We start from the raw sequence: 25,204 nt of genomic DNA, 5'->3' as shown, positions 1-25,204 counted from the left end.
TGGCCTGAGGGCGGGGCAGGGCAGGAAAAGAGGCGGGGGAAGGATCTTCACCCGCCCGCTGAGATTAACGCTTCAGCGCTTCGCTCAGTTCGTCACGCATGTTCGCCAGCATCGCTTTTACCACACGTGGGTTACCCGCAACGATGTTGCCGGACAGCATGTAGTTGTGGCCACCGGTGAAATCGCACACCAGCGCGCCCGCTTCACGCGCGATCAGTTCGCCAGCGGCGAAGTCCCACGGCTTGAGGCCAATCTCGAAGTAACCATCAACGCGGCCAGCGGCAACGTAGGCCAGATCCAGCGCAGCGGAGCCGGTGCGGCGGAAGTCGGCGCACTCGGTGAACAGTTTGCCCAGAATTTTCATGTAGGCAGGGGCGTGCTGTTTGGCTTTGAACGGGAAGCCGGTCGCCAGGATGGTGCCGTCGAGGTCGCGAGCGTTGGTGCCGCGCAGACGGTAGCCGTTCAGCTGTGCACCCTGACCGCGGGTGGCGGTGAAGAGTTCGTTACGCATTGGATCGTAAACCACGGCCACTTCGGTACGGCCTTTGATGCGTACGGCGATAGAAACAGCGAAGTGTGGGAGACGTTTAACGAAGTTGGTGGTGCCATCCAGTGGATCGATAACCCATTGAACATCCTGATCTTCGCCTGCATGCTCACCGCTTTCTTCGGTGATGATGGTGTGCTGCGGGTAAGATTTGCGAATGGTGTCGATAATTACAGCTTCTGCCGCTTTATCAACGTTGGTCACAAAGTCATTGCTGCCTTTCTGGCTGGTTTCTACGGAATCAGGTGTTTCGTAGTGTTTGGCAATTACATTACCCGCCTTGCGCGCTGCGCGCACGGCGATGGTCAACATTGGATGTTGCATCGGTTACTCTCACTGGATGTTAAAGAACGGGGAAACGAAAACGGCGCAGAGTATAGCAGCGGGATCGGCATATGTCTTCCGTTTATGATAACATCATCGAATATTCTCCATACTCAGAAAAATTATGCTGCAAAATATCCGAATCGTGCTGGTCGAAACATCGCATACCGGCAACATGGGCTCCGTGGCCCGCGCTATGAAAACCATGGGCTTAACCAATCTCTGGCTGGTTAACCCGCTGGTCAAACCCGACTCTCAGGCCATTGCCCTCGCGGCAGGCGCCAGCGACGTGATTGGCAATGCCCAGATCGTCGACACCCTGGATGAAGCCTTAGCGGGTTGTAGCCTGGTGGTGGGCACCAGCGCGCGTTCCCGCACCCTGCCGTGGCCGATGCTCGACCCGCGTGAATGCGGGCTGAAAAGCATCAGCGAAGGCCAGCATGCGCCGGTGGCGCTGGTGTTTGGCCGTGAGCGCGTGGGGCTGACCAACGATGAGCTGCAGAAGTGCCACTATCACGTCGCCATTGCCGCCAACCCGGAGTACAGCTCGCTGAACCTGGCGATGGCTGTGCAGGTTATCGCCTATGAGGTGCGTATGGCCTGGCTGGCAACCCAGGAAAAAGGTGTTCCGGCCGCGCAGGAAGAGACGCCTTATCCGCTGGTGGACGATCTGGAGCGCTTCTACGGCCATCTGGAGCAGACCCTGCTCGCTACCGGCTTTATCCGCGCCGGTCATCCGGGTCAGGTGATGAACCGTCTGCGCCGCCTCTTTACTCGCGCCCGTCCGGAGAGCCAGGAGCTGAACATCCTGCGCGGTATTCTGGCGTCGATTGAGCAGAAGAATAAAGAGTAGTGCGGTGTGGCGCCGGGTGGCGCTGCGCTTACCCGGCCTACTAAACCCGTAGGCCCGTGCAAGCGAAGCGCCGCCGGGCAAAAACAGATGAACGCACAGAAGGTTAAATACCTGACTAAATCAGTCAAGTAAATAGTTGACCATTTTAGTCAGGAATGTCAGACTTGGCCCTGCTATGCAATACCCCCACTTTACAATAAAAAACCCCGGGCAGGGGCGAGTTTGAGGTTAAGTAAGACATGAGACTGACATCTAAAGGGCGTTATGCCGTGACCGCGATGCTGGACGTTGCGCTCAACTCCGAAGCGGGCCCGGTTCCATTGGCTGATATTTCTGAACGTCAGGGAATCTCCCTCTCTTATCTGGAACAGCTTTTTTCCCGACTGCGTAAAAATGGCCTGGTTTCCAGCGTTCGCGGTCCTGGCGGTGGTTATCTGTTAGGTAAAGACGCGGGCAGTATTGCGGTTGGTGAAGTGATTAGCGCAGTTGACGAATCCGTCGACGCGACCCGTTGCCAGGGTAAAGGCGGCTGTCAGGGCGGCGACAAATGCCTGACGCACGCGCTGTGGCGCGATCTGAGCGACCGTCTGACCGGTTTCCTGAACAATATCACCCTCGGTGAGCTGGTAAATAACCAGGAAGTTCTGGACGTATCAGGCCGTCAGCACAGCCACGATTCCCATCGTAATACCCGCGCGCAGGACGCTATCGACGTCAAATTACGCGCGTAATAAAAAGATAAGTATTTCAGAATCAGGCCGGGGCGTAACGCCCCGTGTACTCGGTCGTACATCCAGCCGGTTGCCTGATTCCTTGCATTGAAGCGATGTACGGAGTTTATAGAGCAATGAAATTACCGATTTATCTCGACTACTCCGCAACCACGCCGGTGGACCCGCGTGTTGCCGAGAAAATGATGCAGTGTCTGACCCTGGACGGAAACTTTGGTAACCCAGCTTCCCGTTCACACCGTTTTGGCTGGCATGCTGAAGAGGCGGTAGATATCGCCCGTAATCAGATTGCCGAGCTGGTTGGTGCCGATCCGCGTGAAATTGTTTTCACCTCTGGCGCAACCGAATCCGATAACCTGGCGATTAAAGGTGCGGCTAATTTCTACCAGAAAAAAGGCAAGCACATCATCACCAGCAAAACTGAACACAAAGCCGTGCTGGATACCTGCCGTCAGCTGGAGCGTGAAGGGTTTGAAGTAACCTACCTCGCTCCGCAGCGCAACGGTATCATCGACCTGAAAGAGCTCGAAGCGGCAATGCGTGACGACACCATTCTGGTCTCCATCATGCACGTTAACAACGAAATCGGCGTGGTGCAGGATATCGCGACAATCGGCGAGCTGTGCCGTGCGCGCGGCATTATCTATCACGTGGATGCGACCCAGAGCGTGGGCAAACTGCCTATCGATCTGAGCCAGCTGAAAGTGGATCTGATGTCCTTCTCCGGCCACAAAATCTATGGCCCGAAAGGTATCGGCGCGCTGTACGTGCGTCGTAAGCCACGTATCCGCATCGAATCCCAGATGCACGGCGGTGGTCACGAGCGCGGCATGCGTTCCGGTACGCTGCCTGTTCACCAGATCGTGGGTATGGGTGAAGCTTACCGTATCGCCAAAGAAGAGATGGAAACCGAGATGGCGCGCCTGCGTACGCTGCGCAACCGTCTGTGGGAAGGCGTGAAGGATATGGAAGAGGTCTACCTGAACGGCGATCTCGAGCAGGGCGCACCAAACATTCTCAACGTCAGCTTCAACTATGTTGAAGGCGAGTCGCTGATCATGGCCCTGAAAGACCTGGCCGTCTCTTCCGGTTCTGCGTGTACTTCCGCAAGCCTGGAGCCGTCCTACGTACTGCGTGCGCTGGGCATGACAGATGAACTGGCACACAGCTCTATCCGCTTCTCTTTAGGTCGTTTTACTACCGATGAAGAGATTGACTACACCATCCAACTGGTTCGCAACTCCATTGGCCGTCTGCGTGACCTTTCTCCACTGTGGGAAATGTACAAAGAAGGCGTGGATCTGAACAGCATTGAATGGTCACATCACTAATCGGTTTGTAAGGAGAATTCAGCATGGCATACAGCGAAAAAGTTATCGATCATTACGAGAATCCACGTAACGTGGGCTCCTTCGACAACAGCGACGACAGCGTGGGCAGCGGCATGGTGGGTGCACCAGCGTGTGGCGACGTGATGAAGTTGCAGATTAAAGTCAACAATGAAGGTATCATTGAAGACGCGCGCTTCAAGACCTACGGTTGCGGTTCCGCAATCGCGTCGAGCTCCCTGGTCACCGAGTGGGTGAAGGGCAAGTCTCTGGACGAAGCGCAGGCGATTAAAAATACCGATATTGCTGACGAACTCGAACTGCCGCCGGTGAAAATCCACTGCTCTATCCTGGCGGAAGATGCGATCAAAGCCGCAATTGCGGATTACAAAAGCAAACGTGAAGCAAAATAATTAGTTGAGGTTGTTATGTCGATTACCCTTAGCGACAGCGCTGCCGCGCGAGTAAGCGCCTTCCTGGCAAACCGTGGCAAAGGCTTTGGCCTGCGACTGGGTGTACGCACCTCCGGTTGTTCCGGTATGGCGTATGTACTGGAATTTGTTGACGAACCTGCGGCGGAAGATACCGTGTTCGAAGACAAAGGCGTGAAGGTGGTGGTCGATGGTAAAAGCCTGCAGTTCCTGAACGGCACTCAGCTGGACTTTGTTAAAGAAGGTCTTAACGAAGGGTTTAAATTCACCAACCCGAACGTGAAAGACGAGTGCGGCTGCGGCGAAAGCTTCCATGTATAATTGCGCATCACCTGTTAACCCCACCGCAGCCAGGCTGTGTGTGGGGTTTGCTTTAATCAGCTAACCCTGAGATTGTTATGGATTACTTCACCCTCTTTGGGTTACCAGCCGGGTATGAAATTGATACTCAGGCGCTGGCGGCCCGTTTCCAGGATCTGCAACGTCAGTATCACCCGGATAAATTCGCCAGCGGCACGCAGGCGGAACAACTGGCAGCGGTGCAGCACTCTGCGACCATCAATCAGGCGTGGCAAACCCTGCGCAATCCGCTGAGTCGGGCAGAATATCTGCTTTCGCGCCACGGATTTGATCTCTCCAGTGAGCAACACACTGTCCGCGACACCGCGTTCCTGATGGAACAGCTGGAGCTGCGTGAAGAGCTGGATGAGATTGAACAGGCCAAAGATGAAGCCCGTCTGGAGCGCTTTATCAAGCGCGTAAAAGGGATGTTCGATACCCGCCATCAGCAGATGGTTGACCAATTGAATAACGAGACGTGGGACGTGGCGGCGGACAGCGTTCGTAAGCTGCGTTTTCTCGATAAACTGCGAAGCAGTGCTGAACAACTCGAAGAAAAGCTGCTCGATTTTTAATTTCGGAAGCGATTATGGCCTTATTACAAATTAGTGAGCCAGGTTTAAGTGCCGCACCGCACCAGCGTCGTCTGGCGGTGGGCATCGACTTAGGCACCACCAACTCGCTGGTGGCGACCGTGCGCAGCGGCCAGGCTGAGACGCTGGCGGATGCGCAGGGTCAACATCTGTTGCCTTCTGTGGTCCACTATCAGCCTCAGGGCCACAGCGTGGGCTTCGATGCCCGCGCCAATGCCGCGCAGGATCCTGCCAATACCATCAGCTCGGTAAAACGCATGATGGGCCGCTCGCTGGCGGATATCCAGAACCGTTATCCCCATCTGCCGTATCAACTGCAGGCAAGTGAAAATGGCCTGCCGATGATCGCCACTGCCGCAGGGTTACTTAACCCGATCCGCGTCTCTGCCGATATCCTCAAGGCGCTGGCCGCCCGCGCCACCGCGACCCTTTCAGGCGAGCTGGATGGCGTGGTGATCACCGTTCCGGCCTATTTCGATGACGCCCAGCGTCAGGGCACCAAAGATGCCGCGCGTCTGGCGGGCCTGCATGTGCTGCGCCTGCTCAACGAGCCGACCGCGGCCGCCATTGCCTATGGTCTGGACTCCGGCCAGGAAGGGGTGATTGCGGTATTCGATCTCGGCGGCGGAACTTTTGATATCTCCATCCTGCGCCTGAGCCGCGGGGTGTTTGAAGTGCTGGCGACCGGCGGCGACTCTGCCCTCGGCGGTGACGACTTCGACCATCTTCTGGCGGATCACATCCGTGAGCAGGCGGGGATTGCCGATCGCAGCGACCTGCGCGTCCAGCGCGAGCTGCTGGATGCGGCCATTGCCGCTAAAATCGCCCTCAGCGATGCCTCCTCCGTAACCGTTGAGGTGGCGGGCTGGAAAGGCGACGTCAGCCGCGAGCAGTTCAATGAACTGATTGCCCCGCTGGTGAAACGCACCCTGCTGGCCTGTCGCCGCGCGCTGAAAGATGCCGGCGTGGAAGCCGAAGAGGTGCTGGAAGTGGTGATGGTTGGCGGTTCAACCCGTGTGCCGCTGGTGCGTGAGCGCGTGGGCGAGTTCTTTGGCCGCACGCCATTAACCTCTATCGATCCGGATAAAGTGGTCGCCATCGGTGCCGCTATCCAGGCCGATATTCTGGTCGGCAACAAGCCGGACAGCGAAATGCTGCTGCTGGACGTCATTCCACTCTCCCTCGGGTTAGAAACCATGGGCGGCCTGGTGGAGAAAGTGATCCCGCGTAACACCACCATTCCGGTGGCCCGCGCGCAGGAGTTCACCACCTTTAAAGATGGCCAGACTGCAATGTCGATCCACGTGCTGCAGGGTGAGCGCGAGCTGGTTCAGGACTGCCGATCGCTGGCGCGTTTCGCCTTGCGCGGCATTCCGGCGCTGCCTGCGGGCGGAGCGCACATCCGCGTCACCTTCCAGGTGGATGCGGACGGTCTGCTGAGCGTCACGGCGATGGAAAAATCGACCGGTGTCGAATCCTCCATTCAGGTGAAACCGTCCTACGGTCTGACCGATAATGAGATCGCCACCATGATTCAGGACTCAATGAGTTTTGCTGAGCAGGATGTGAAGGCGCGTATGCTGGCCGAACAGAAAGTCGAAGCCGCACGCGTGCTGGAAAGCCTGAACAGCGCACTCACTGCTGATGCCGCGCTGCTAAGCGCCGCTGAACGTCAGGCCATTGACGATGCCGTCGCACAGTTGATTGCGGTGGCCGAAGGCAATGACGCTGACGCCATAGAACAAGCGATTAAAAACGTTGATAAACAAACCCAGGAGTTTGCCGCTCGTCGTATGGACCAGTCTGTCCGTACCGCGCTGAAAGGCCACTCCGTGGACGAGGTTTAATATGCCAAAGATTGTTTTTCTGCCACATGCGGACCTCTGTCCGGATGGCGCAGTTCTGGAAGCTGAGACCGGCGAAACCATCCTTAACGTTGCCCTGCGTAACGGTATTGAAGTGGAACACGCCTGTGAAAAATCCTGTGCCTGCACAACCTGCCACTGCATTGTCCGCGAGGGGTTTGACTCCCTGGCGGAGAGCACAGAGGATGAAGACGACATGCTCGATAAAGCATGGGGTCTGGAGCCGGAAAGCCGCCTGAGCTGTCAGGCGCGCGTCACCGATGAAGATCTGGTGGTCGAACTTCCGCGTTATACGCTTAACCACGCACGCGAGCATTAATATGGGACTGAAGTGGACAGACAGCCGTGAAATCGGCGAGGCGCTGTACGACGCCAACCCGGATCTTGATCCGAAGACCGTACGCTTCACCGATATGCATCAGTGGATTTGCGATCTGGAAGAGTTTGACGACGATCCCAACGCATCCAATGAAAAAATTCTGGAGGCGATTCTGTTAGTCTGGCTGGACGAAGCAGAATAAAAACGTAACGGGCTGCCTTCAGGCGGCCCGTTTGCTTGTTGCTCATAAGGAAAAATAAAATGACCGAAGCGATGAAGATTACGCTCTCTACTCAGCCTGCCGATGCGCGCTGGGGTGAAAAAGCCACTTACAGCATCAACAACGACGGTATTACCCTGCACCTGAACGGCAGCGACGATTTAGGCCTGATCCAGCGCGCGGCGCGTAAAATTGACGGCCTGGGCATTAAACATGTGTTACTCGACGGCGAAGGCTGGGATACCGATCGCAGCTGGGCCTTCTGGGCCGGTTATAAAGGGCCAAAAGGCAGCCGTAAAATTGAGTGGGCAAGCCTGGACGAAGCCGGCAAGCGCGAGCTGGAAAGCCGTCTGACCATTATCGACTGGGTGCGCGACACCATCAACGCCCCGGCGGAAGAGCTGGGTCCGGAGCAGCTGGCGCAGCGTGCCGTCGATCTGCTGAGCAAGGTGGCGGGCGATAACGTCTCTTACCGCATTACCAAAGGCGAAGATCTGCGCGAGCAGAACTATATGGGCATCCACACCGTGGGTCGCGGCTCTGAGCGCCCGCCGGTGCTGCTGGCGCTGGACTACAACCCAACCGGCGATAAAGCGGCCCCGGTATTCGCCTGCCTGGTCGGGAAGGGCATTACCTTTGACACCGGCGGCTATAGCCTGAAGCAGAGCGCGTTCATGGACTCTATGAAGTCGGACATGGGCGGCGCGGCGACCATCACCGGTGCGCTGGCCTTTGCCATCACCCGTGGCCTGAACAAACGCGTGAAGCTGTACCTCTGCTGCGCCGACAACATGGTCAGCGGTAACGCCTTTAAGCTCGGCGACATCATTCGCTACCGCAACGGCAAAAACGTCGAAGTGATGAACACCGACGCCGAAGGCCGTCTGGTGCTGGCGGATGGGCTGATCGATGCCTCGGCGCAAAAACCAGAGCTGATTATCGACATGGCAACCCTGACCGGGGCGGCGAAAACCGCGCTGGGCAACGACTACCACGCGCTGTTCAGCTTCGACGATAAGCTGGCCAACCGCCTGCTGGCGAGCGCCGCCGCCGAGAACGAGCCGTTCTGGCGTCTGCCGCTGGCCGAGTTCCACCGCAGCCAGCTGCCGTCGAACTTTGCCGAGCTGAACAACACCGCCAGCGCAGCCTATCCGGCTGGGGCAAGCACCGCCGCCGGTTTCCTGTCGCACTTTGTCGAGAACTATCAGGAAGGCTGGCTGCACATCGACTGCTCCGCGACCTACCGTAAAGCGGCGGTTGAGCAGTGGTCCGCGGGTGCGACCGGTCTGGGCGTGCGTACCATTGCGAACCTGCTGACGGCAGAGTAATTAGCTTGCCCGGCGGCGCTGCGCTTGCACGGGCCTACGGGTGTTGTAGGCCGGGTAAGCAAAGCGCCACCCGGCGTTTTTTGAAGTAGTGAAACTATGTCAGAAACCAAAAACGAATTAGAAACCCTGCTGGAGAAAGCGGCCACCGAGCCCGCCCATCGTCCGGCATTCTTCCGCGCGCTGCTGGAGTCCACCGTCTGGGTGCCCGGTACGGCGGCGGAAGGCGAGCAGGTTGTTGAGGACAGCGCCCTGGATCTGCTGCACTGGGAAAAAGACGACGGCACCTCGGTGATCCCGTTCTTCTCCTCCCTTGAGGCCTTACAGCAAGCCGTTGAAGATGAGCAGGCGTTCGTGGTGATGCCGGTGCGCACCCTGTTTGAGATGACGCTGGGCGAAACCCTGTTTCTGAACGCCAAACTGCCGACCGGAAAAGAGTTCACCCCGCGCGAGATCAGCCATCTGATTGGCGAAGAGGGCAACCCGCTTAGCACCCAGGAAGTGCTGGAGGGCGGCGAGTCGCTGCTGCTGTCGGAAGTGGCCGAGCCACCGGCGCAGATGATCGACTCCCTGACCACCCTTTTCCAGACCATCAAGCCGGTTAAGCGCGCGTTTCTCTGCTCCATCAAAGAGCAGGCTGACGAACAGCCGGTACTGCTGATTGGTATCGAGGCGGATGGCGAGATCGACGACATCATACAGGCCGCGGGCAGTGTGGCGACCGACACCCTGCCGGGGGACGAGCCGATCGATATCTGCCGGGTAGTGGCGGGGGAGAAGGGCATCAGCCACTTTATCACCGAGCACATCACGCCATTCTATGAGCGCCGCTGGGGTGGCTTCCTGCGCGATTTCAAAAACAACCGTATTATCTGAGCCCGTACGGGGTGAGTTCTCACCCCGTTGCTTCCAGTAGCAGTAAATCCATCAGCAGCACCAGGTTTGATTCAAACGAGGTCACCCCTGCGGCTTCGGCGGCGAAATGCACCGCTTCGTCGTACAAAGCAAAATGCAGATCCGCCATCCCCGCCAGGCTATTCGCCGACGCGCGGGTAAAAGCCACCACCGTCATCCCCACGTTCTGCGCAATGCGCGCCTTATCCAGAACCTGTTCCGTTTCCCCGCTGCGCGAGACCGCGATGAAGACCTGATAGCGCGAGGCGTTGCTGAGAAAGATATTACGGCTGTCGCCCGGGCCTGAGATAAAGGCCGTCTTGCCCAGCACCTGCAATTTTTTGGTCAGGTACTCGGCAAAAAGATAGGAAAAGCCTGCCCCGTAGAGAAAGAAGCTCTCCTTGTCGCGCAGCAGTTCGGCAAAATGACGGCGCTTTTGCGCCGTCGCCCACTGAAAGGTCTGCTGATAGTTGGCGATAAACTGATTGAACAGCGCGGGCAGCTCCGCAGGCTGACGGCTTTCGGCGGCAATGTGCGGCGTGTCGCTCAACAGCTGCTTGCAGTGCCAGATGAACTCGCTAAAGCCGCTAAACCCCAGCTTGCGGCACAGACGCATAATGGTGGCGGTCGAGACGAAGGTCGCCTGCGCCAGCTCCCGCACCGTGATCTGGCCCACCAGCAGTGGATGCCCGGTCAGATGGGCCAGCACGCGATATTCCGCGCGGGTCAGGGTCTCCCCGCGCGATAACAATGTCGCCAGGCGGTTATCCATTATTGCGCCGGTTCAACCGGCAGATCGTCCCGGGCACCCCATTCACTCCACGCCCCGTCGTAGAGCGTTACGTCGGTTTTGCCGAGGGTCGCCAGCGCCAGAATCACCACACAGGCGGTGACGCCCGAGCCGCAGCTGGCGACGACTGGCTGATGCAGATCCACACCCTGACGGGCAAAAATCTCACGCAGCTCATCGGTGGTTTTCAGCTCGCCTTCAAATACCAGATCGCCCCAGGGCACGTTACGTGCGCCAGGGATATGGCCGCGCTTAAGGCCAGGGCGCGGCTCGTCGGCCTCGGCGTTAAAGCGCGGGGCAGGGCGGGCATCGACAATCTGCGCGGTCTGTTCGTGGCTGGCCAGCAGCACGTCGGTGACGCGCTTGATCGCTCCGGCGTCGAAGGTGGCTTCAAAGTCGCTATCCGGCAGGGAGACATCCCCCTGCTGAAGCGGTAACTCAGCCCGCTGCCAGCCGGCAAGACCCCCCGCCAGAATCGACACCTTTTCCACGCCGAAGGTTTTCAGCATCCACCAGGCCCGTGGGGCGGAGAAGAGATTCCCTTCGTCGTAAATCACCAGATGCTTATCGTGGCTGACGCCCAGCTCGCGCATGGCGACCGCAAAGGCTTCCGGACGCGGCATCATGTGCGGCAGGGGAGAGGTGTGATCGGAGAGGGCTTCAATATCAAAAAATACCGCCCCCGGCAGATGCCCGGCGCGGTATTCCGCGGGAACGTCACGATGCTCCTGCCCTGGCGGCGCCATGCGCGCGTCGAGGATCTGGACTTCAGGATCGTCACTGTGCTCAATCAGCCAGTCGGCTGCGACAAAATATGAGGTGGACATGGTTGCCTCCATAAATGAATCCAATAATGGATTGTCGGTGTTTTTTCTGACACCGACAAGGGAACCACGTTCAACTCGCGAGCAAGCCCTTATTTTTTCACCGCTTCTCCGTCCTGCCACGCTTTCTGTAATGCAGGCCAGTATTCACGGTTAGCTTCGATCATCTCGTCCAGAATCGCTTTGGCATGCTCCATGGTCGGCACGGTGCGGTTCAGGGTGAACGCCTGCAACGCTTTCTCGTAGCTGCCTTCGATGGTGGCCTCTACCAGCAGCTGCTCCGAGGCCAGCTGTTGTTGCAGCAGGGTCTGGTGGAACAGCGGCACCTGGCCGATGCGGATCGGCTCTGGCCCTTCGCTTGTGATATAGGCCGGTACTTCAACCATGGCGTCATACGGCAGGTTAGTAATCGCCCCGCGGTTTTCCACCATCACCAGATGGCGCTGGCGCAGGTTAAACGCCAGCGAGCGGGCCACATCCACGATAAACTCGCCGTGTACCCCCACGTGGAACGCATCCGGCAGGATCCCGGTCTGTTTATACTCTTCCGCAGCCGCAAACAGCTTTTTCTCGCGACCGTTCATCACTTCGTTGGCGCGGGTATAGTCCGGGTTCTGGTGCTCCACAATCTGGTTTGGCATCAGGTAGTACTGCAGATAGGGGTTCGGCAGATACTCCGGGAAGTTATCCATGATCGGCTTGATGTTGCGCCAGGTTTTCACCCAGGACGGATCGGAGTGCTGCGGGTCGGTTTTAGCCGCATCTTCCGTCAGCAGGCCAAATCTGGCGACATGGCGACGCAGCTCCGGCAGTTTGTCCTCGCCATCCACCAGCACGCGGGTAAACCAGCCGAAGTGGTTCAGACCGAAGTAATCCACCTCCAGCTTGTGGCGATCCACGCCCAGAATGGCCCCCATATTGCGCATCGCCGCGACCGGCATATCGCAGATGTTCAGCACCCGGGCGTCAGGACGCAGGCGGCGCACCCCTTCCGCAACGATGGCCGCCGGGTTGGAGTAGTTAACGATCCACGCTTTTTCATGGGCATAGCGCTCGACCATGTCGATCAGTTCAACCATCGGCAGGATCGTGCGTAAGCCATACGCCAGCCCGCCCGGGCCGCAGGTCTCCTGGCCGACCACGCCGTGACGCAGCGGGATCTTCTCATCCTGCTCGCGCATTTTGTACTGACCCACGCGCATCTGGGCGAAGACAAAATGGGCGCCGCTGAAGGCCACTTCCGGGTCGCTGGTGACGGTAAATTTGATGCTCTGACTGTGATCGCGAATCACCTTCTCCACGACCGGCGCGATGGTATTCTGCCGCGCTTCATCGATGTCGTAGAGGCGAATTTCCGCCAGCGGGAATTTGTCCAGCTGCACCATCAGGCTTTTCACAATCCCGGGCGTATAGGTGCTGCCGCCACCGGCGATAGAGAGAATGAATGGGGGTGTAATCATGTTTATCTCCTTCAGAGAACCGTCTCGACCGCTTCTCGCATTTTTTTGACATGCAGCCCGTAGACCACCTGAACGTTGTTACCTTGTTTGATAATGCCTTTCGCGCCCGTCGCCTTGAGCCGCGGCTCGTCGATGACGGCGACATCTTTCACCGTGACGCGCAGGCGGGTGTAGCAGTTGTCCACTACCTCGATGTTTTCACGTCCGCCGAGGCCGACCACAATCGCCTCGCCCAGGCCATCATTGCTGCCCTTTGCCTGATACTCCTGCTTGCTGTACAGACGGGTCTCCTGATCCTCTTCTTCGCGTCCCGGCGTTTTCATGCGGAAATGCAGGATCAGGAAGCGGAAGACAACGAAGTAGACGGTGAACATGATCAGCCCGACCACGATGTACATCGGCCAGTTGGATTTCTCCGTGCCCAGCGGCAGGTTATAGAGAATGAAATCGATGATGCCGTTGGCGCCGATGGCGTGAACGCCGAACAGGGAGAAGAGCATCATGCCGATCCCAGTCAGCACCGCATGCACCACAAACAGCAGCGGGGCGACAAACAGGAAGGAGAACTCAATGGGTTCGGTAACGCCTACCAGCAACGAAGTGAGCGCCGCCGGGATCAGAATCGCTTTCGCCGCGGCTTTACGCTCCGGTTTCGCGGTGACATACATCGCCAGCGCGGCGGCAGGCAGGCCAAACATCTTGCTGATACCGCGAGCATCCCAGACCACGGTGCTGCTGAGCTGTTTCACGTCCGGGCAGGCCATCTCGGCGAAGTAGATATTACGCGCGCCCTGGTAGGTCGCGCCGCAGACCTCCTGGGTACCGCCCAGTTCGGTATAGAGGAAGGGGGTATAGACCAGATGGTGCAGGCCGGTCGGCACCAGGATGCGCTCAAGGAAGCCGTAAATCGCCACCCCAAACGGTCCGGAACCTTTAATGGCTAAGGCCATCGTGCTGATCCCGTGCTGGGCAAACGGCCACAGCTCGCTCATCACCACCCCCAGTAACATCGAGACCGGCAGCATAATGATGGCGACAAAGCAGTGGCCGGAGTAGATCGCCATGGCGCCGTTAAACTGCACCCCGGAGTATTTGTTATACAGGTATCCCGACAGCGCCCCGGTGAGGATCCCGGCGAACACCCCCATCTCCAGCACCTGTACGCCCAGCACCATGCTCTGTCCGGCGGCTTTCATCTGCTCCGCTGGGGCCAGTGCGCCCTGCAATTGCAGCGTGACGTTCATGGCGTTGATAAACACCACAAAAGTGACCAGACCAATCAGCGCCGCGTAACCTTTGTCACGCGTCGCAAGGCCGATGGGGATCCCCACGGCGAACACCAGCGCGAGGTTAACCAGCACCGAGACGGCGGATTTTGAAATCAGCTGGCCGATGCTCTGGATCAGTGGATGACCGAGGAACGGCAGGTAGCCAGCAAGACCACCGTTACCCAGCACGTTTCCAAAGGCAATAAACAGACCGACAATCGGCAGGATAAGTACCGGTCCGTATAATGATTTTCCGAAATTTTGTAGGGCGTTCACGGCTCGTTTCATCACGTTCTCTCTTATTGAACCGCGCACTCAAGGTGCGTCTGAGAGTAAAACTAGCAGTGGGAACGCCTGTTTATCCATATATCTTCTTGTTTTAAAAACAAATGACGTTAAAGGTTACATGTAACCTTATGCGCTGTGATCGCCGTAGCAGCAGAATTTTTAACGCTGATAATTATTTTGCGAGGCGCTGTCCGTAATTGGATTGAGTGCTTTTGTATTAATGAAACTTGCGGATAATACTTACCCCGACGACGACCAACAGGCCCGAGAGGCCAGGGATAAAGGATGAAACCGTTTCGCTTCGCCGCACTTTCATTAGCGCTGCTCACTTCACTGGCGCTTATCGGCTGTGACAACAGTGACGATAAGCCCAAACCCCAGGCGCCCGCTGCGGCGGCTGCATCCACCACACAGCCGACTGTCCCGGCGAAGCCTGACGGCGCCACGCTGGAAAAACTGGCAGCGCAGAGCCAGGGCAAGGCGCTGACCCTGCTGGATGCTTCAGAGCTCCAGCTCGACGGTGCGGCAGCCCTGGTGCTGACCTTCTCGGTTCCCCTCGATCCCGCCCAGGATTTTGCCCGCACCGTGCACGTGGTGGACAAAAAAAGCGGCAAGGTTGATGGGGCATGGGAGCTGGCGCCTAACCTGAAGGAGCTGCGCCTGCGCCATCTGGAGCCAAACCGGAATCTGGTGGTCACCGTCGAGGGCGCGCTGCTTGGGCTGAATAAAGCTACGCTGGGCAGCGATATCGAAAAAACCATCACCACCCGCGATATTGAGCCGACCGTGGGCTTCGCCAGCCGCGGCTCGCTGCTGCCGGGCAAGGTGGTGGAAGGGTTGCCGGTAATGGCGCTAAACGTAAACAACGTCGATGTGAATTTCTACCGGGTCAAACCCGAATCCCTGGCCGCGTTCGTCAGCCAGTGGGAATACCGCAGCTCGCTCACCAACTGGGAATCTGACAATCTGCTGAAGATGGCCGATCTGGTCTATACCGGCCGCTTCGACCTTAACCCGGCGCGCAATACCCGCGAGAAACTGCTGCTGCCGCTGGCGGACATCAAGCCGCTACAGCAGGCGGGGGTCTACATCGCGGTGATGAATCAGGCCGGGCACTATAACTACAGCAACGCCGCCACGCTCTTTACCCTCAGCGATATTGGTCTCTCCGCCCACCGCTACCATAACCGACTGGATATCTTTACCCAGAGCCTGGAGAACGGCGCGGCGCAGTCGGGCATTGAGGTGCTGCTGCTCAACGATAAAGGGCAGACGCTGGCCCAGGCGTCCAGCGATGCCGACGGTCACGCGACGTTGCAGACAGATAAAGCGGCCGCGCTGCTTCTCGCCCGTAAAGATGGGCAGACCACGCTTTTGGATCTCATCCTTCCGGCGCTGGATCTGGCGGAGTTTGCCATCTCCGGCGCGCCAGGCCTGAACAAGCAGTTCTTTATGTTTGGTCCGCGCGATCTCTACCGCCCGGGCGAAACGCTGATCCTTAACGGCCTGCTGCGCGACAGCGACGGCAAACCGCTGCCCGACCAGCCGGTGAAGCTGGAGGTATTACGCCCGGACGGCCAGGTGGCACGTACCGTGGTCAGCCAGCCGGAAAACGGTCTCTATCGCTTTAACTATCCCCTTGATAGCGGGGCGCAGACCGGTATGTGGCATGTGCGCGCCAGTACCGGCGATAACCAGCAGCGGATGTGGGATTTCCACGTCGAAGATTTTATGCCAGAGCGCATGGCGCTGAATCTTACCGGGCAAAAAGCGCCGGTTGCGCCGCAGGATGATGTCGCGTTCGACGTGACGGGGTATTACCTGTACGGCGCTCCCGCCAACGGCAACAGCCTGCAAGGGCAGCTCTTTTTACGCCCGCTGCGTGACGCCGCGGCTGCACTGCCGGGCTTCCAGTTTGGCGATATCGCCGAAGAGAACCTGAGCCGCAGCCTCGACGAAGTGCAGCTGACCCTGGACGAACAAGGACGGGGTCAGGTGACCAGCGAAAGCCAGTGGAAAGAGACGCACTCTCCGCTGCAGGTTATTTTGCAGGCCAGCCTGTTAGAGTCCGGCGGACGTCCGGTGACCCGCCGGGCGGAACAGGCCGTCTGGCCTGCGGCCACCCTGCCGGGCATCCGTCCGCAGTTCGCCAGCAAATCGGTCTATGACTACCGCACCGATACCACCGTCAACCAGCCGATTGTGGAGGAGAACAGCCAGGCCGGGTTCGACATTGTTTATGCTGATGCCAGCGGGGCGAAGAAAGCCGTTTCTGGTCTGCAGGTTCGCCTGATCCGCGAACGTCGGGACTACGCCTGGACCTGGTCGGAAAGTGACGGCTGGCAGTCGCAGTATGATCAAAAAGATCTGATCGAAGGCGAGCAGGCGCTGGATCTGGCCGCGGACGAAACGGGGAAAGTGAGCTTCCCGGTGGAGTGGGGCTCCTACCGTCTGGAGGTTAAAGCCCCGGATGATGCAGTGAGCAGCGTGCGCTTCTGGGCGGGCTACAGCTGGCAGGACAACAGCGACGGCTCCGGCGCAGCGCGACCGGATCGCGTCACCCTGAAGCTGGACAAACCGGCCTATCAGCCAGGGGATACCATCAAGCTGCACATTGCCGCCCCGGCGGCAGGTAAAGGCTATGCGATGATTGAATCCAGCGAAGGGCCGCTGTGGTGGAAAGAGATCGACGTCCCGGCTGAAGGGCTGGATATGACGATCCCGGTAGATAAAGCCTGGAAACGCCACGATCTTTACCTCTCCACGCTGGTGGTTCGCCCTGGCGATAAATCCAAATCGGCCACGCCAAAACGGGCTGTAGGCTTGCTGCATCTGCCGATGGGCGATGAGAACCGTCGTCTGAGTATTGCCCTGGAGAACCCGCCCAAAATGCGCCCTGACCAGACGCTGACGGTGAAAGTGAAAGCCAGCGTGAAAGAGGGGACGACCCCGCAGAAAATTAACGTGCTGGTTTCGGCGGTGGACAGCGGCGTACTCAACATTACCGATTACGTCACCCCGGATCCGTGGCAGGCGTTCTTTGGTCAGAAGCGCTATGGCGCGGACATCTACGATATCTACGGGCAGGTCATTGAAGGCCAGGGGCGTCTGGCGTCGCTGCGCTTTGGCGGCGACGGCGATGAGCTCAAGCGTGGTGGCAAACCGCCGGTTAACCACGTCACCATTATCGCCCAGCAGGCGCAGCCGGTAGAGCTGGACGCCAACGGGGAGGGCACTGTTTCATTACCTATCGGCGACTTTAACGGCGAGCTGCGTCTGATGGCCCAGGCCTGGACCGATGATGATTTTGGCAGCAGCGAGAGCAAAATCATCGTTGCCGCACCGGTGATCACCGAGCTGAACACGCCGCGCTTCCTGGCCAGCGGCGATAGCGCGAGGCTGACGCTGGATCTGACTAACCTCACCGATCGTCCGCAGACCCTGAACGTCGCCCTGACCGCTGGCGGTAATCTGGCGCTGGAAGGGGCCCAGCCGCAGCCGGTTACGCTGGCCCCGGGTGAACGCTCGACGCTGTTTATTCCGGTGCGGGCGCTGGAAGGTTACGGCGAGGGTGAAATCGTCGCGCAGGTAAACGGCCTGACGCTGCCCGGCGAAACCGTTGCCCCGCAGCAGAAGAGCTGGAAAATCGGCGTGCGCCCGGCATTCCCGGCGCAGACGGTGAACACCGGTACCATGCTCAATCCGGGTGAAAGCTGGCATGCGCCGGAACAGCATCTGGCGAATTTCTCGCCGGTGACCTTACAGGGGCAGCTTCTGCTCAGCGGCAAGCCGCCGCTCAACCTGGCTCGCTACATTCGTGAGCTGCAGGCCTATCCGTATGGTTGCCTGGAACAGACCACCAGCGGTCTCTTCCCGTCTCTGTATACCAATGCCGCCCAGCTGAGCGCGTTAGGTATCAAGGGTGACAGCGACGAGAAACGTCGCGCGGCCATTGAGATCGGTATCTCCCGCCTGCTGCAAATGCAGCGTGACAACGGTGGCTTTGCCCTGTGGGATAAGAACGGTGAGGAAGAGTACTGGCTTACCGCCTACGTCACTGATTTCCTGGTGCGGGCAGGCGAGCAGGGTTACAGCGTCCCGGCTGAGACTATTACCAACGCCAACAACCGCCTGCTGCGCTATCTGCAGGATCCGGGCATGATGTCTGTCCGCTACAGCGAGAACACCACCGCCAGCAAATTTGCCATCCAGGCCTATGCCGCGCTGGTGCTGGCTCGTCAGCAAAAAGCGCCGCTGGGGACGCTGCGTGAAATCTGGGATCGTCATGGTCAGGCCAAATCGGACCTGCCGCTGATGCAGCTTGGCCTGGCGCTGAAGCTGATGGGGGATGCGCCTCGCAGCCAGCAGGCGCTGGATCTGGCAATCAAAACGCCGCGCAGCGAAACGCGAAGCTGGCTGGCCGATTACGGCAGCCCGCTTCGCGATAACGCCCTGATGCTCAGCCTGCTGGAAGAGTACAAACTGCTGCCGAACGCTCAGAATACGCTGCTGAATGTGCTTTCTGAGCAGGCGTACAGCCAGCGCTGGCTCTCAACGCAGGAGAGTAACGCTCTGTTCCTGGCGGGGCGTTCCGCACAGAAACTCACCGGAGAGTGGCAGGCCACCACGTCGTTTAAAGAAGGCAATATGCGGGGAGACAAACCGCAGGTGCAAAATCTTAATGCCGATCAACTGGCCGCCCTGCAGGTGACCAATACCGGCACTGCACCGCTGTGGGTGCGTCTGGACAGCAGCGGCTACCCGCAATACGCGCCGCAGCCCGCCTCGAACGTGCTGAAAATTGAACGACAGATTCTGGCCACCGACGGCAGCAGCAAGTCGCTCTCTTCCCTGAAGAGCGGAGAGCTGGTGCTGGTCTGGCTGACCGTGCGCGCCAGCAAGAACGTGCCGGATGCGCTGGTGGTGGATCTGCTGCCTGCGGGGCTGGAGCTGGAAAACCAGAACCTCGCCAGCAGCAGCGCCAGCCTGCAGGAGAGCGGCAGCGAGGTACAAAACCTGCTCAACCAGATGCAGCAGGCGGATATTCAACATATGGAGTTCCGTGACGATCGCTTTGTCGCTGCGGTGTCGGTGAAAAATTATGAGACAGTGACGCTGGTCTATCTGGCCCGTGCCGTCACCCCGGGAACCTACGCGGTGCCAGTGCCGATGGTGGAATCCATGTACGTACCGCAGTGGCGGGCAACAGGTGCGGCCAGCGGCCCGCTAACAGTCGTTCCGTAACGTGCAGCGCCGCTCTCTGTTACGCTCCCGCTGGCTGTGGCTGGCGGGAGCGCTTCTTCTGCTATGGGGCGCCGTCGTGGCCGCCGATCGCCTGTGGCCGCTGCCGTTACACGAGGTCAACCCTGCCCGCGTGGTGGTGGATGAAAAGGGCATTCCGTTGTGGCGATTTGCCGATCGCGACGGGATCTGGCGCTATCCGGTCACCATTGAAGAGGTTTCACCGCGCTATCTTGAGGCGCTGATCCAGTATGAAGATCGCTGGTTCTGGGATCATCCCGGCGTTAACCCGTTCTCTGTGCTGCGCGCCGCCTGGCAGGATCTGCTGGCCGGAAAGGTGATCTCGGGTGGCAGCACGCTGACCATGCAGGTGGCGCGACTGCTGGATCCTCATTCCCGTACGCTGGGGGGTAAAGTGCGCCAGCTCTGGCGGGCGCTCCAGCTGGAGTGGCACCTCTCCAAAGCTGAGATCCTGACGCTCTATCTGAACCGCGCCCCGTTTGGCGGCACGCTACAGGGCGTGGGGGCCGCAAGTTGGGCCTATCTGGGAAAATCCCCTGCGCAACTAAGCTACTCCGAAGCCGCCCTGCTTGCCGTTCTGCCGCAGGCGCCGAGCCGTTTGCGACCGGATCGCTGGCCGCAGCGGGCAGAGGCGGCACGTAATAAAGTCCTCAACCGGATGGCATCCCAGGGCGTCTGGTCCGCTCGCCAGGTCAAAGAGTCCCAGGAAGAGCCCGTCTGGCTGGCGCCACGCCAGATGCCGCAGCTGGCGCCGCTGTTCTCGCGCATGATGCTGGGCAAAAGCCGCGACAGCAAAGTGGTCACGACGCTGGATGCTACGTTGCAGCGTCAGCTCGAGGAGCTGGCCCTGAACTGGAAATCCCGCCTGCCGCCCCGCAGCTCACTGGCGATGATCGTCCTGGATCATACCGATATGAAGGTGCGTGGCTGGGTGGGGTCGGTCGACATCAACGACGACAGCCGCTTCAGCCATGTGGACATGATCAGCGCGATCCGATCCCCGGGATCGGTGCTGAAGCCCTTTGTCTACGGCCTGGCGATGGATGAGGGGCTGATCCATCCGGCCTCGCTGTTGCAGGATGTTCCGCGACGCACCGGCGATTACCGTCCGGGTAACTTTGACAGCGGTTTTCACGGTCCGATCAGCATGAGCGAAGCGCTGGTGCGATCCCTGAACCTGCCCGCCGTGCAGGTGCTGGAGGCCTATGGGCCGAAGAAGTTTGCCGGAATGCTGCGTAACGCCGGTTTACCGCTTCTCCTGCCTGCGGGGGCTCAGCCGAACCTGTCCCTGATTCTCGGGGGCGCCGGGGCACGTCTGGCGGATATCGCCGCGGCATACAGCGCGTTTGCCCGTCAGGGTCGGGCAGGGAAGCTGCGCCTGAAACCCGACGACCCGCTGCTGGAACGGCCTTTACTCTCGCCCGGGTCCGCGTGGATCATCCGACGCATTCTTGCCAACGAGGCGCAGCCGTTACCCGACAGCGCGCTTGCTCAGGTGGTACCGCTGGCAATAAAAACCGGCACCAGCTATGGCTATCGCGATGCGTGGGCGATTGGGCTGAATGCGCGCTACGTTATCGGGGTCTGGACCGGCAGGCCGGACGGCACCCCGGTCGCCGGGCAGTTTGGTTTTGCCAGCGCCGTGCCAGTGTTGAATCAGGTTAATAACCTGCTGCAGTCGCGATCGGCGCTGGATGAGGCGCGTCTGCCGCGCGATCCGCGCCCGGCCTCCGTTAGCCGCGGGGTGATTTGCTGGCCGGGCGGGCAGTTGCTGCCAGACGGGGACAGCAACTGCCGCCGTCGACTCGCGACGTGGCTGCTCGAAGGGAGCCAGCCGCCGACGCTGTTGCTGCCGGAGCAGGAGGGCATCCGCGGCATTCATTTTCCGATCTGGCTGGATAACAGCGGTAAGCGGGTGGCGGCAGACTGCCCGCAGGCGCAGGAAAAAAGCGTCGACGTCTGGCCGCTGCCGCTGGAGCCGTGGCTGCCTCAGGCAGAGCGACGATCTGCCCGCATCCCGCCCGCGTCTGCAACCTGTCCACCGCTCGATCAGACCTTCCCGGCGCCGCTGCTGCTCTCCGGTATTCGTCAGGGGGCTGTGATTAAGCGTCTGCCGGGCGAGTCGCGCGTCTCGTTGCCTCTGCAGGCCAGCGGCAGTGACGGACCGCGCTGGTGGTTTCTTAATGGCGAACCGCTGAACGTCCAGGGGCGAATGTATACGTTGCAGCTTGAAAATGCAGGAGATTATCAGCTACTGGTATTGGATGAGGCGGGGCAGGTGGCGACCGTGGATTTTACGCTGCAATAGATAAAAGGCATTTTGAAGAGGATCTGTTGTTAATACTCGTCTTATTTTAAAAAAATGTTACATGCATCCATAGGCAATGGCGCTAATGCTCATTATAATCCGCGCCACATATTACGCATGAATGCATAACAACAGAACAAATCACAGAGGTAATCATGGCTATTGAACGTACTTTTTCCATCATCAAGCCAAACGCGGTGGCAAAAAACGTTATTGGCAGCATCTTTGCGCGCTTTGAAGCGGCAGGGTTCAAAATTGTTGGTACCAAAATGCTGCATCTGACCGTTGAGCAGGCTCGCGGTTTCTATGCTGAACACGAAGGTCGCCCATTCTTCGACGGCCTGGTTGAGTTCATGACCTCTGGCCCAATCGTGGTTTCCGTTCTGGAAGGCGAAAATGCCGTTCAGCGTCACCGCGATCTGCTGGGTGCCACTAACCCAGACAACGCGCTGGCAGGTACGCTGCGTGCAGACTACGCTGACAGCTTCACCGAGAACGGCACCCACGGTTCCGACTCCGTAGAATCTGCTAAACGCGAAATCGCCTACTTCTTCGCGGAAGGCGAAGTGTGTCCACGTACCCGTTAATATAACGGTTTCGTTTACACATTATTTTCGTAAATGCCGCGTGCAAACGTGGCATCCCTGCACCAGACTTTGTACAATGTAACGCCCCGGATGAGCAGACCGCTTTCCGGGGCGTTTCTTTTCAACCCTCCACGGGCCATAACGTGTAACAACGAGGCCGGAATATATTATGTCTGAATTAGTTAACACCTCCGAAGTCGCCATTCCTGCGGTTCCGAATAAAAATGGAAAAATCAACCTGCTGGATTTGAACCGTCAGCAGATGCGCGAGTTCTTCAAAGAGATGGGCGAGAAGCCGTTTCGTGCCGACCAGGTCATGAAATGGATGTACCACTATTGCAGCGACAACTTTGATGAGATGACCGACATCAACAAAGTGCTGCGCAACAAGCTGAAAGAAGTGGCCGAAATCCGCGCGCCGGAAGTGGTGGAAGAGCAGCGTTCCGCTGACGGCACCATCAAATGGGCCATTGCGGTTGGCGATCAGCGTGTTGAAACGGTTTATATCCCGGAAGACGATCGCGCTACCCTGTGCGTCTCCTCCCAGGTGGGTTGTGCGCTGGAGTGTAAATTCTGCTCCACGGCGCAGCAGGGCTTTAACCGTAACCTGCGCGTGTCAGAAATTATCGGCCAGGTGTGGCGTGCGGCGAAAATCGTCGGTGCGGCAAAAATCACCGGCACCCGTCCAATCACCAACGTGGTGATGATGGGGATGGGCGAGCCGCTGCTGAACCTGACCAACGTGGTTCCGGCGATGGAAATCATGCTCGACGACTTCGGTTTTGGCCTCTCCAAACGTCGCGTTACGCTCTCTACCTCAGGCGTTGTTCCTGCGCTGGATAAGCTCGGCGATATGATTGACGTGGCGCTGGCGATTTCGCTGCACGCGCCAAACGATACCATCCGCGATGAGATCGTGCCCATCAACAAGAAGTACAACATTGAGACCTTCCTGAACTCGGTTCGTGGCTACATTTCGAAGTCCAACGCCAACCAGGGTCGCGTCACCATTGAGTACGTCATGCTGGATCATGTCAACGACGGTACCGAGCACGCCCACGAGCTGGCGGCACTGTTGAAAGACACGCCGTGCAAGATCAACCTCATCCCATGGAACCCGTTCCCGGGCGCGCCGTATGGCCGTAGCTCAAACAGCCGTATCGACCGTTTCTCCAAGGTTCTGATGGAGTATGGCTTTACCACTATCGTGCGTAAAACCCGCGGTGATGATATCGATGCCGCCTGTGGTCAGTTGGCTGGTGACGTTATCGACCGCACCAAGCGTACGCTGCGTAAACGCATGCAGGGCGACGCCATCGCGATCAAGTCCGTGTAATTATTATGCAGTCACGGCGCGAGAATTGCGCCGTGGCGGCTACGGATGCGAATAAACAGTCATTGCGCCGGCATATGGGTAATAATTACGGTGCGTTTTATATGACTTTGAGGCAGTATGTAACGACGCAACAACAGTTTAGCCTCACTGCCAGGCCGCCTCTGTCAACGATAACCTGACAGTGTTGGGCGGGGTCATTAGGTTAACTGACCAGAAGTTTCGCGGTGCGGGTGGCATTGTGACTCACCGGCGCCAGGATCCTCACTTTTCACGTACCAGTAGTTGTAGCGAATGAATACTGAAGCCACTCACGACCAAAATGCAGCACTTTCCACTGGCGTACGTCTTCGTAACGCCCGTGAACAACTCGGACTAAGCCAGCAAGCTGTTGCGGAGCGCTTATGTCTGAAGGTTTCCACGGTCCGCGATATTGAAGAAGATAAGGCTCCTGCCGATCTTGCTTCAACGTTTCTGCGTGGTTATATCCGCTCCTATGCGAAACTGGTTCATATCCCTGAAAACGAACTGCTGCCAATGATGGAAAAACAGGCACCGGTCAGAGCGGCGAAAGTCGCGCCGATGCAGAGTTTTTCGCTGGGCAAACGCCGTAAAAAACGTGATGGCTGGCTGATGAGTTTCACCTGGCTGGTGCTGTTTGTGGTCATCGGCCTGACAGGCGCGTGGTGGTGGCAGAACCACAAAGCGCAGCAGGAAGAGATCACCACTATGGCCGATCAAACTTCCGCCGAACTCAATAACTCAGCGGGCGACGGTGCCCAGAGCATTCCTCTGAATACCGACGCCTCTGCAAGCGCCAGCGATTCACAGACGCCAGCGACCGGCACTCAGGATATGGCAACGGCGCAAACTGCTGCGCCAGCCGCGGATCAGACGGCGCAGGCACCGGCAGACAATGCGGTGGTGTCGCCTTCTCAGGCTAACGTCGAGACTGCACCTGCAACCGCGCCTGCAGCAACGGCGGATGCCACTCAGACCTTACCTGCCGATCCGGCAGGCGTGTCGGCAGCACCTGTTGACCCGAACGCGCTGGTGATGAACTTCACCGCCGACTGCTGGCTGGAAGTGACCGATGCGACGGGCAAAAAGCTGTTCAGCGGTCTGCAGCGTAAAGACGGTAATTTAAACCTGACAGGCCAGGCGCCGTACAAACTCAAGATTGGTGCTCCGGCTGCGGTCCAGATCCAGTTCCAGGGTAAACCTGTCGATCTGAGCCGTTTTATCAGAACTAACCAGGTTGCACGTCTGACCGTAAATGCCGAACAATCAGCAGCACAGTAAGTAACGGACAGGC

General features: G+C 58.6%; 21 protein-coding genes. 16 read left to right on the top strand and 5 right to left on the bottom strand.

Annotation, left to right across the window (positions count from 1 at the left end; genetic code table 11):
* Positions 1–64: 64 nt before the first annotated feature.
* The gene (gene suhB / locus FHC51_RS21820) at positions 65–871 is read right to left on the bottom strand and encodes an inositol-1-monophosphatase (protein ID WP_103824616.1); all 807 of its coding nucleotides are present in this window, start codon (positions 869–871) and stop codon (positions 65–67) included.
* A gap of 124 nt (positions 872–995) precedes the next feature.
* Here suhB and trmJ point away from each other — a divergent pair, with 124 nt between their 5' ends.
* The 11 genes from trmJ (at position 996) to sseB (ending at position 9,751) form a co-directional block, all read left to right on the top strand.
* Positions 996–1,724, top strand: a complete 729-nt coding sequence (trmJ, locus tag FHC51_RS21815; protein WP_103824617.1) for a tRNA (cytosine(32)/uridine(32)-2'-O)-methyltransferase TrmJ — start codon at positions 996–998, stop codon at positions 1,722–1,724.
* A 239-nt stretch (positions 1,725–1,963) separates the two neighbouring features.
* Positions 1,964–2,455, top strand: a complete 492-nt coding sequence (iscR, locus tag FHC51_RS21810) for a Fe-S cluster assembly transcriptional regulator IscR (RefSeq protein WP_103180723.1) — start codon at positions 1,964–1,966, stop codon at positions 2,453–2,455.
* Between the two features lie 116 nt (positions 2,456–2,571).
* Complete coding sequence (iscS, locus tag FHC51_RS21805) at positions 2,572–3,786, top strand: cysteine desulfurase (RefSeq protein ID WP_103180722.1); 1,215 nt, start codon at positions 2,572–2,574, stop codon at positions 3,784–3,786.
* A gap of 23 nt (positions 3,787–3,809) precedes the next feature.
* Complete coding sequence (iscU, locus tag FHC51_RS21800) at positions 3,810–4,196, top strand: Fe-S cluster assembly scaffold IscU (RefSeq protein ID WP_004866383.1); 387 nt, start codon at positions 3,810–3,812, stop codon at positions 4,194–4,196.
* A 15-nt stretch (positions 4,197–4,211) separates the two neighbouring features.
* On the top strand, positions 4,212–4,535 hold the full coding sequence (gene iscA, locus FHC51_RS21795; RefSeq protein ID WP_103180721.1) for an iron-sulfur cluster assembly protein IscA: 324 nt from the start codon (positions 4,212–4,214) through the stop codon (positions 4,533–4,535).
* Between the two features lie 77 nt (positions 4,536–4,612).
* Positions 4,613–5,128 carry a co-chaperone HscB gene (hscB, locus tag FHC51_RS21790; RefSeq protein WP_039029730.1) on the top strand — a complete coding sequence of 172 codons (516 nt, stop codon included), beginning with the start codon at positions 4,613–4,615 and terminating at the stop codon, positions 5,126–5,128.
* A 14-nt stretch (positions 5,129–5,142) separates the two neighbouring features.
* A complete protein-coding gene (gene hscA / locus FHC51_RS21785) occupies positions 5,143–6,993 on the top strand; it encodes a Fe-S protein assembly chaperone HscA (protein ID WP_220436586.1) in 1,851 nt (616 codons plus the stop codon).
* A 1-nt stretch (position 6,994) separates the two neighbouring features.
* The gene (fdx, locus tag FHC51_RS21780; RefSeq protein ID WP_039029728.1) at positions 6,995–7,330 is read left to right on the top strand and encodes an ISC system 2Fe-2S type ferredoxin; all 336 of its coding nucleotides are present in this window, start codon (positions 6,995–6,997) and stop codon (positions 7,328–7,330) included.
* 1 nt (position 7,331) lies between these two features.
* Entirely contained in the window at positions 7,332–7,532 is a 201-nt protein-coding gene (gene iscX / locus FHC51_RS21775) for a Fe-S cluster assembly protein IscX (protein ID WP_032613119.1), read from the top strand.
* Positions 7,533–7,591: 59 nt separating this feature from the next.
* Positions 7,592–8,878, top strand: a complete 1,287-nt coding sequence (gene pepB / locus FHC51_RS21770) for an aminopeptidase PepB (RefSeq protein ID WP_220436585.1) — start codon at positions 7,592–7,594, stop codon at positions 8,876–8,878.
* A 96-nt stretch (positions 8,879–8,974) separates the two neighbouring features.
* On the top strand, positions 8,975–9,751 hold the full coding sequence (gene sseB, locus FHC51_RS21765) for an enhanced serine sensitivity protein SseB (protein ID WP_214422268.1): 777 nt from the start codon (positions 8,975–8,977) through the stop codon (positions 9,749–9,751).
* A gap of 19 nt (positions 9,752–9,770) precedes the next feature.
* On the opposite strand, the gene FHC51_RS21760 is transcribed toward sseB, so the two are convergent.
* The 4 genes from FHC51_RS21760 to FHC51_RS21745 form a co-directional block, all read right to left on the bottom strand.
* Positions 9,771–10,541 carry a MurR/RpiR family transcriptional regulator gene (locus FHC51_RS21760; protein ID WP_220436584.1) on the bottom strand — a complete coding sequence of 257 codons (771 nt, stop codon included), beginning with the start codon at positions 10,539–10,541 and terminating at the stop codon, positions 9,771–9,773.
* Entirely contained in the window at positions 10,541–11,386 is an 846-nt protein-coding gene (gene sseA / locus FHC51_RS21755; protein WP_220436583.1) for a 3-mercaptopyruvate sulfurtransferase, read from the bottom strand. The genes FHC51_RS21760 and sseA overlap by 1 nt, the downstream gene beginning before the upstream one ends.
* 89 nt (positions 11,387–11,475) lie before the next feature.
* Positions 11,476–12,843, bottom strand: coding sequence for a 6-phospho-alpha-glucosidase (locus tag FHC51_RS21750; RefSeq protein ID WP_156655030.1), 1,368 nt, complete (start codon positions 12,841–12,843; stop codon positions 11,476–11,478).
* Positions 12,844–12,854: 11 nt separating this feature from the next.
* Positions 12,855–14,399, bottom strand: a complete 1,545-nt coding sequence (locus FHC51_RS21745; RefSeq protein WP_114385970.1) for a PTS transporter subunit EIIC — start codon at positions 14,397–14,399, stop codon at positions 12,855–12,857.
* 285 nt (positions 14,400–14,684) lie between these two features.
* Here FHC51_RS21745 and FHC51_RS21740 point away from each other — a divergent pair, with 285 nt between their 5' ends.
* The 5 genes from FHC51_RS21740 (at position 14,685) to rodZ (ending at position 25,191) form a co-directional block, all read left to right on the top strand.
* Complete coding sequence (locus FHC51_RS21740) at positions 14,685–19,643, top strand: alpha-2-macroglobulin (protein ID WP_220436582.1); 4,959 nt, start codon at positions 14,685–14,687, stop codon at positions 19,641–19,643.
* 1 nt (position 19,644) lies between these two features.
* The gene (pbpC, locus tag FHC51_RS21735) at positions 19,645–21,969 is read left to right on the top strand and encodes a peptidoglycan glycosyltransferase PbpC (protein WP_220436581.1); all 2,325 of its coding nucleotides are present in this window, start codon (positions 19,645–19,647) and stop codon (positions 21,967–21,969) included.
* 155 nt (positions 21,970–22,124) lie between these two features.
* Entirely contained in the window at positions 22,125–22,556 is a 432-nt protein-coding gene (gene ndk, locus FHC51_RS21730; protein ID WP_039029721.1) for a nucleoside-diphosphate kinase, read from the top strand.
* A gap of 169 nt (positions 22,557–22,725) precedes the next feature.
* Positions 22,726–23,892 carry a bifunctional tRNA (adenosine(37)-C2)-methyltransferase TrmG/ribosomal RNA large subunit methyltransferase RlmN gene (locus tag FHC51_RS21725; RefSeq protein WP_103180711.1) on the top strand — a complete coding sequence of 389 codons (1,167 nt, stop codon included), beginning with the start codon at positions 22,726–22,728 and terminating at the stop codon, positions 23,890–23,892.
* Positions 23,893–24,183: 291 nt separating this feature from the next.
* Positions 24,184–25,191, top strand: coding sequence for a cytoskeleton protein RodZ (rodZ, locus tag FHC51_RS21720; protein ID WP_156239559.1), 1,008 nt, complete (start codon positions 24,184–24,186; stop codon positions 25,189–25,191).
* Positions 25,192–25,204: the final 13 nt, after the last annotated feature.

This window comes from Leclercia sp. EC_58, assembly GCF_019584355.1.
GTDB lineage: Bacteria > Pseudomonadota > Gammaproteobacteria > Enterobacterales > Enterobacteriaceae > Enterobacter.
This window is presented reverse-complemented; position numbering and strand designations above follow the sequence as displayed.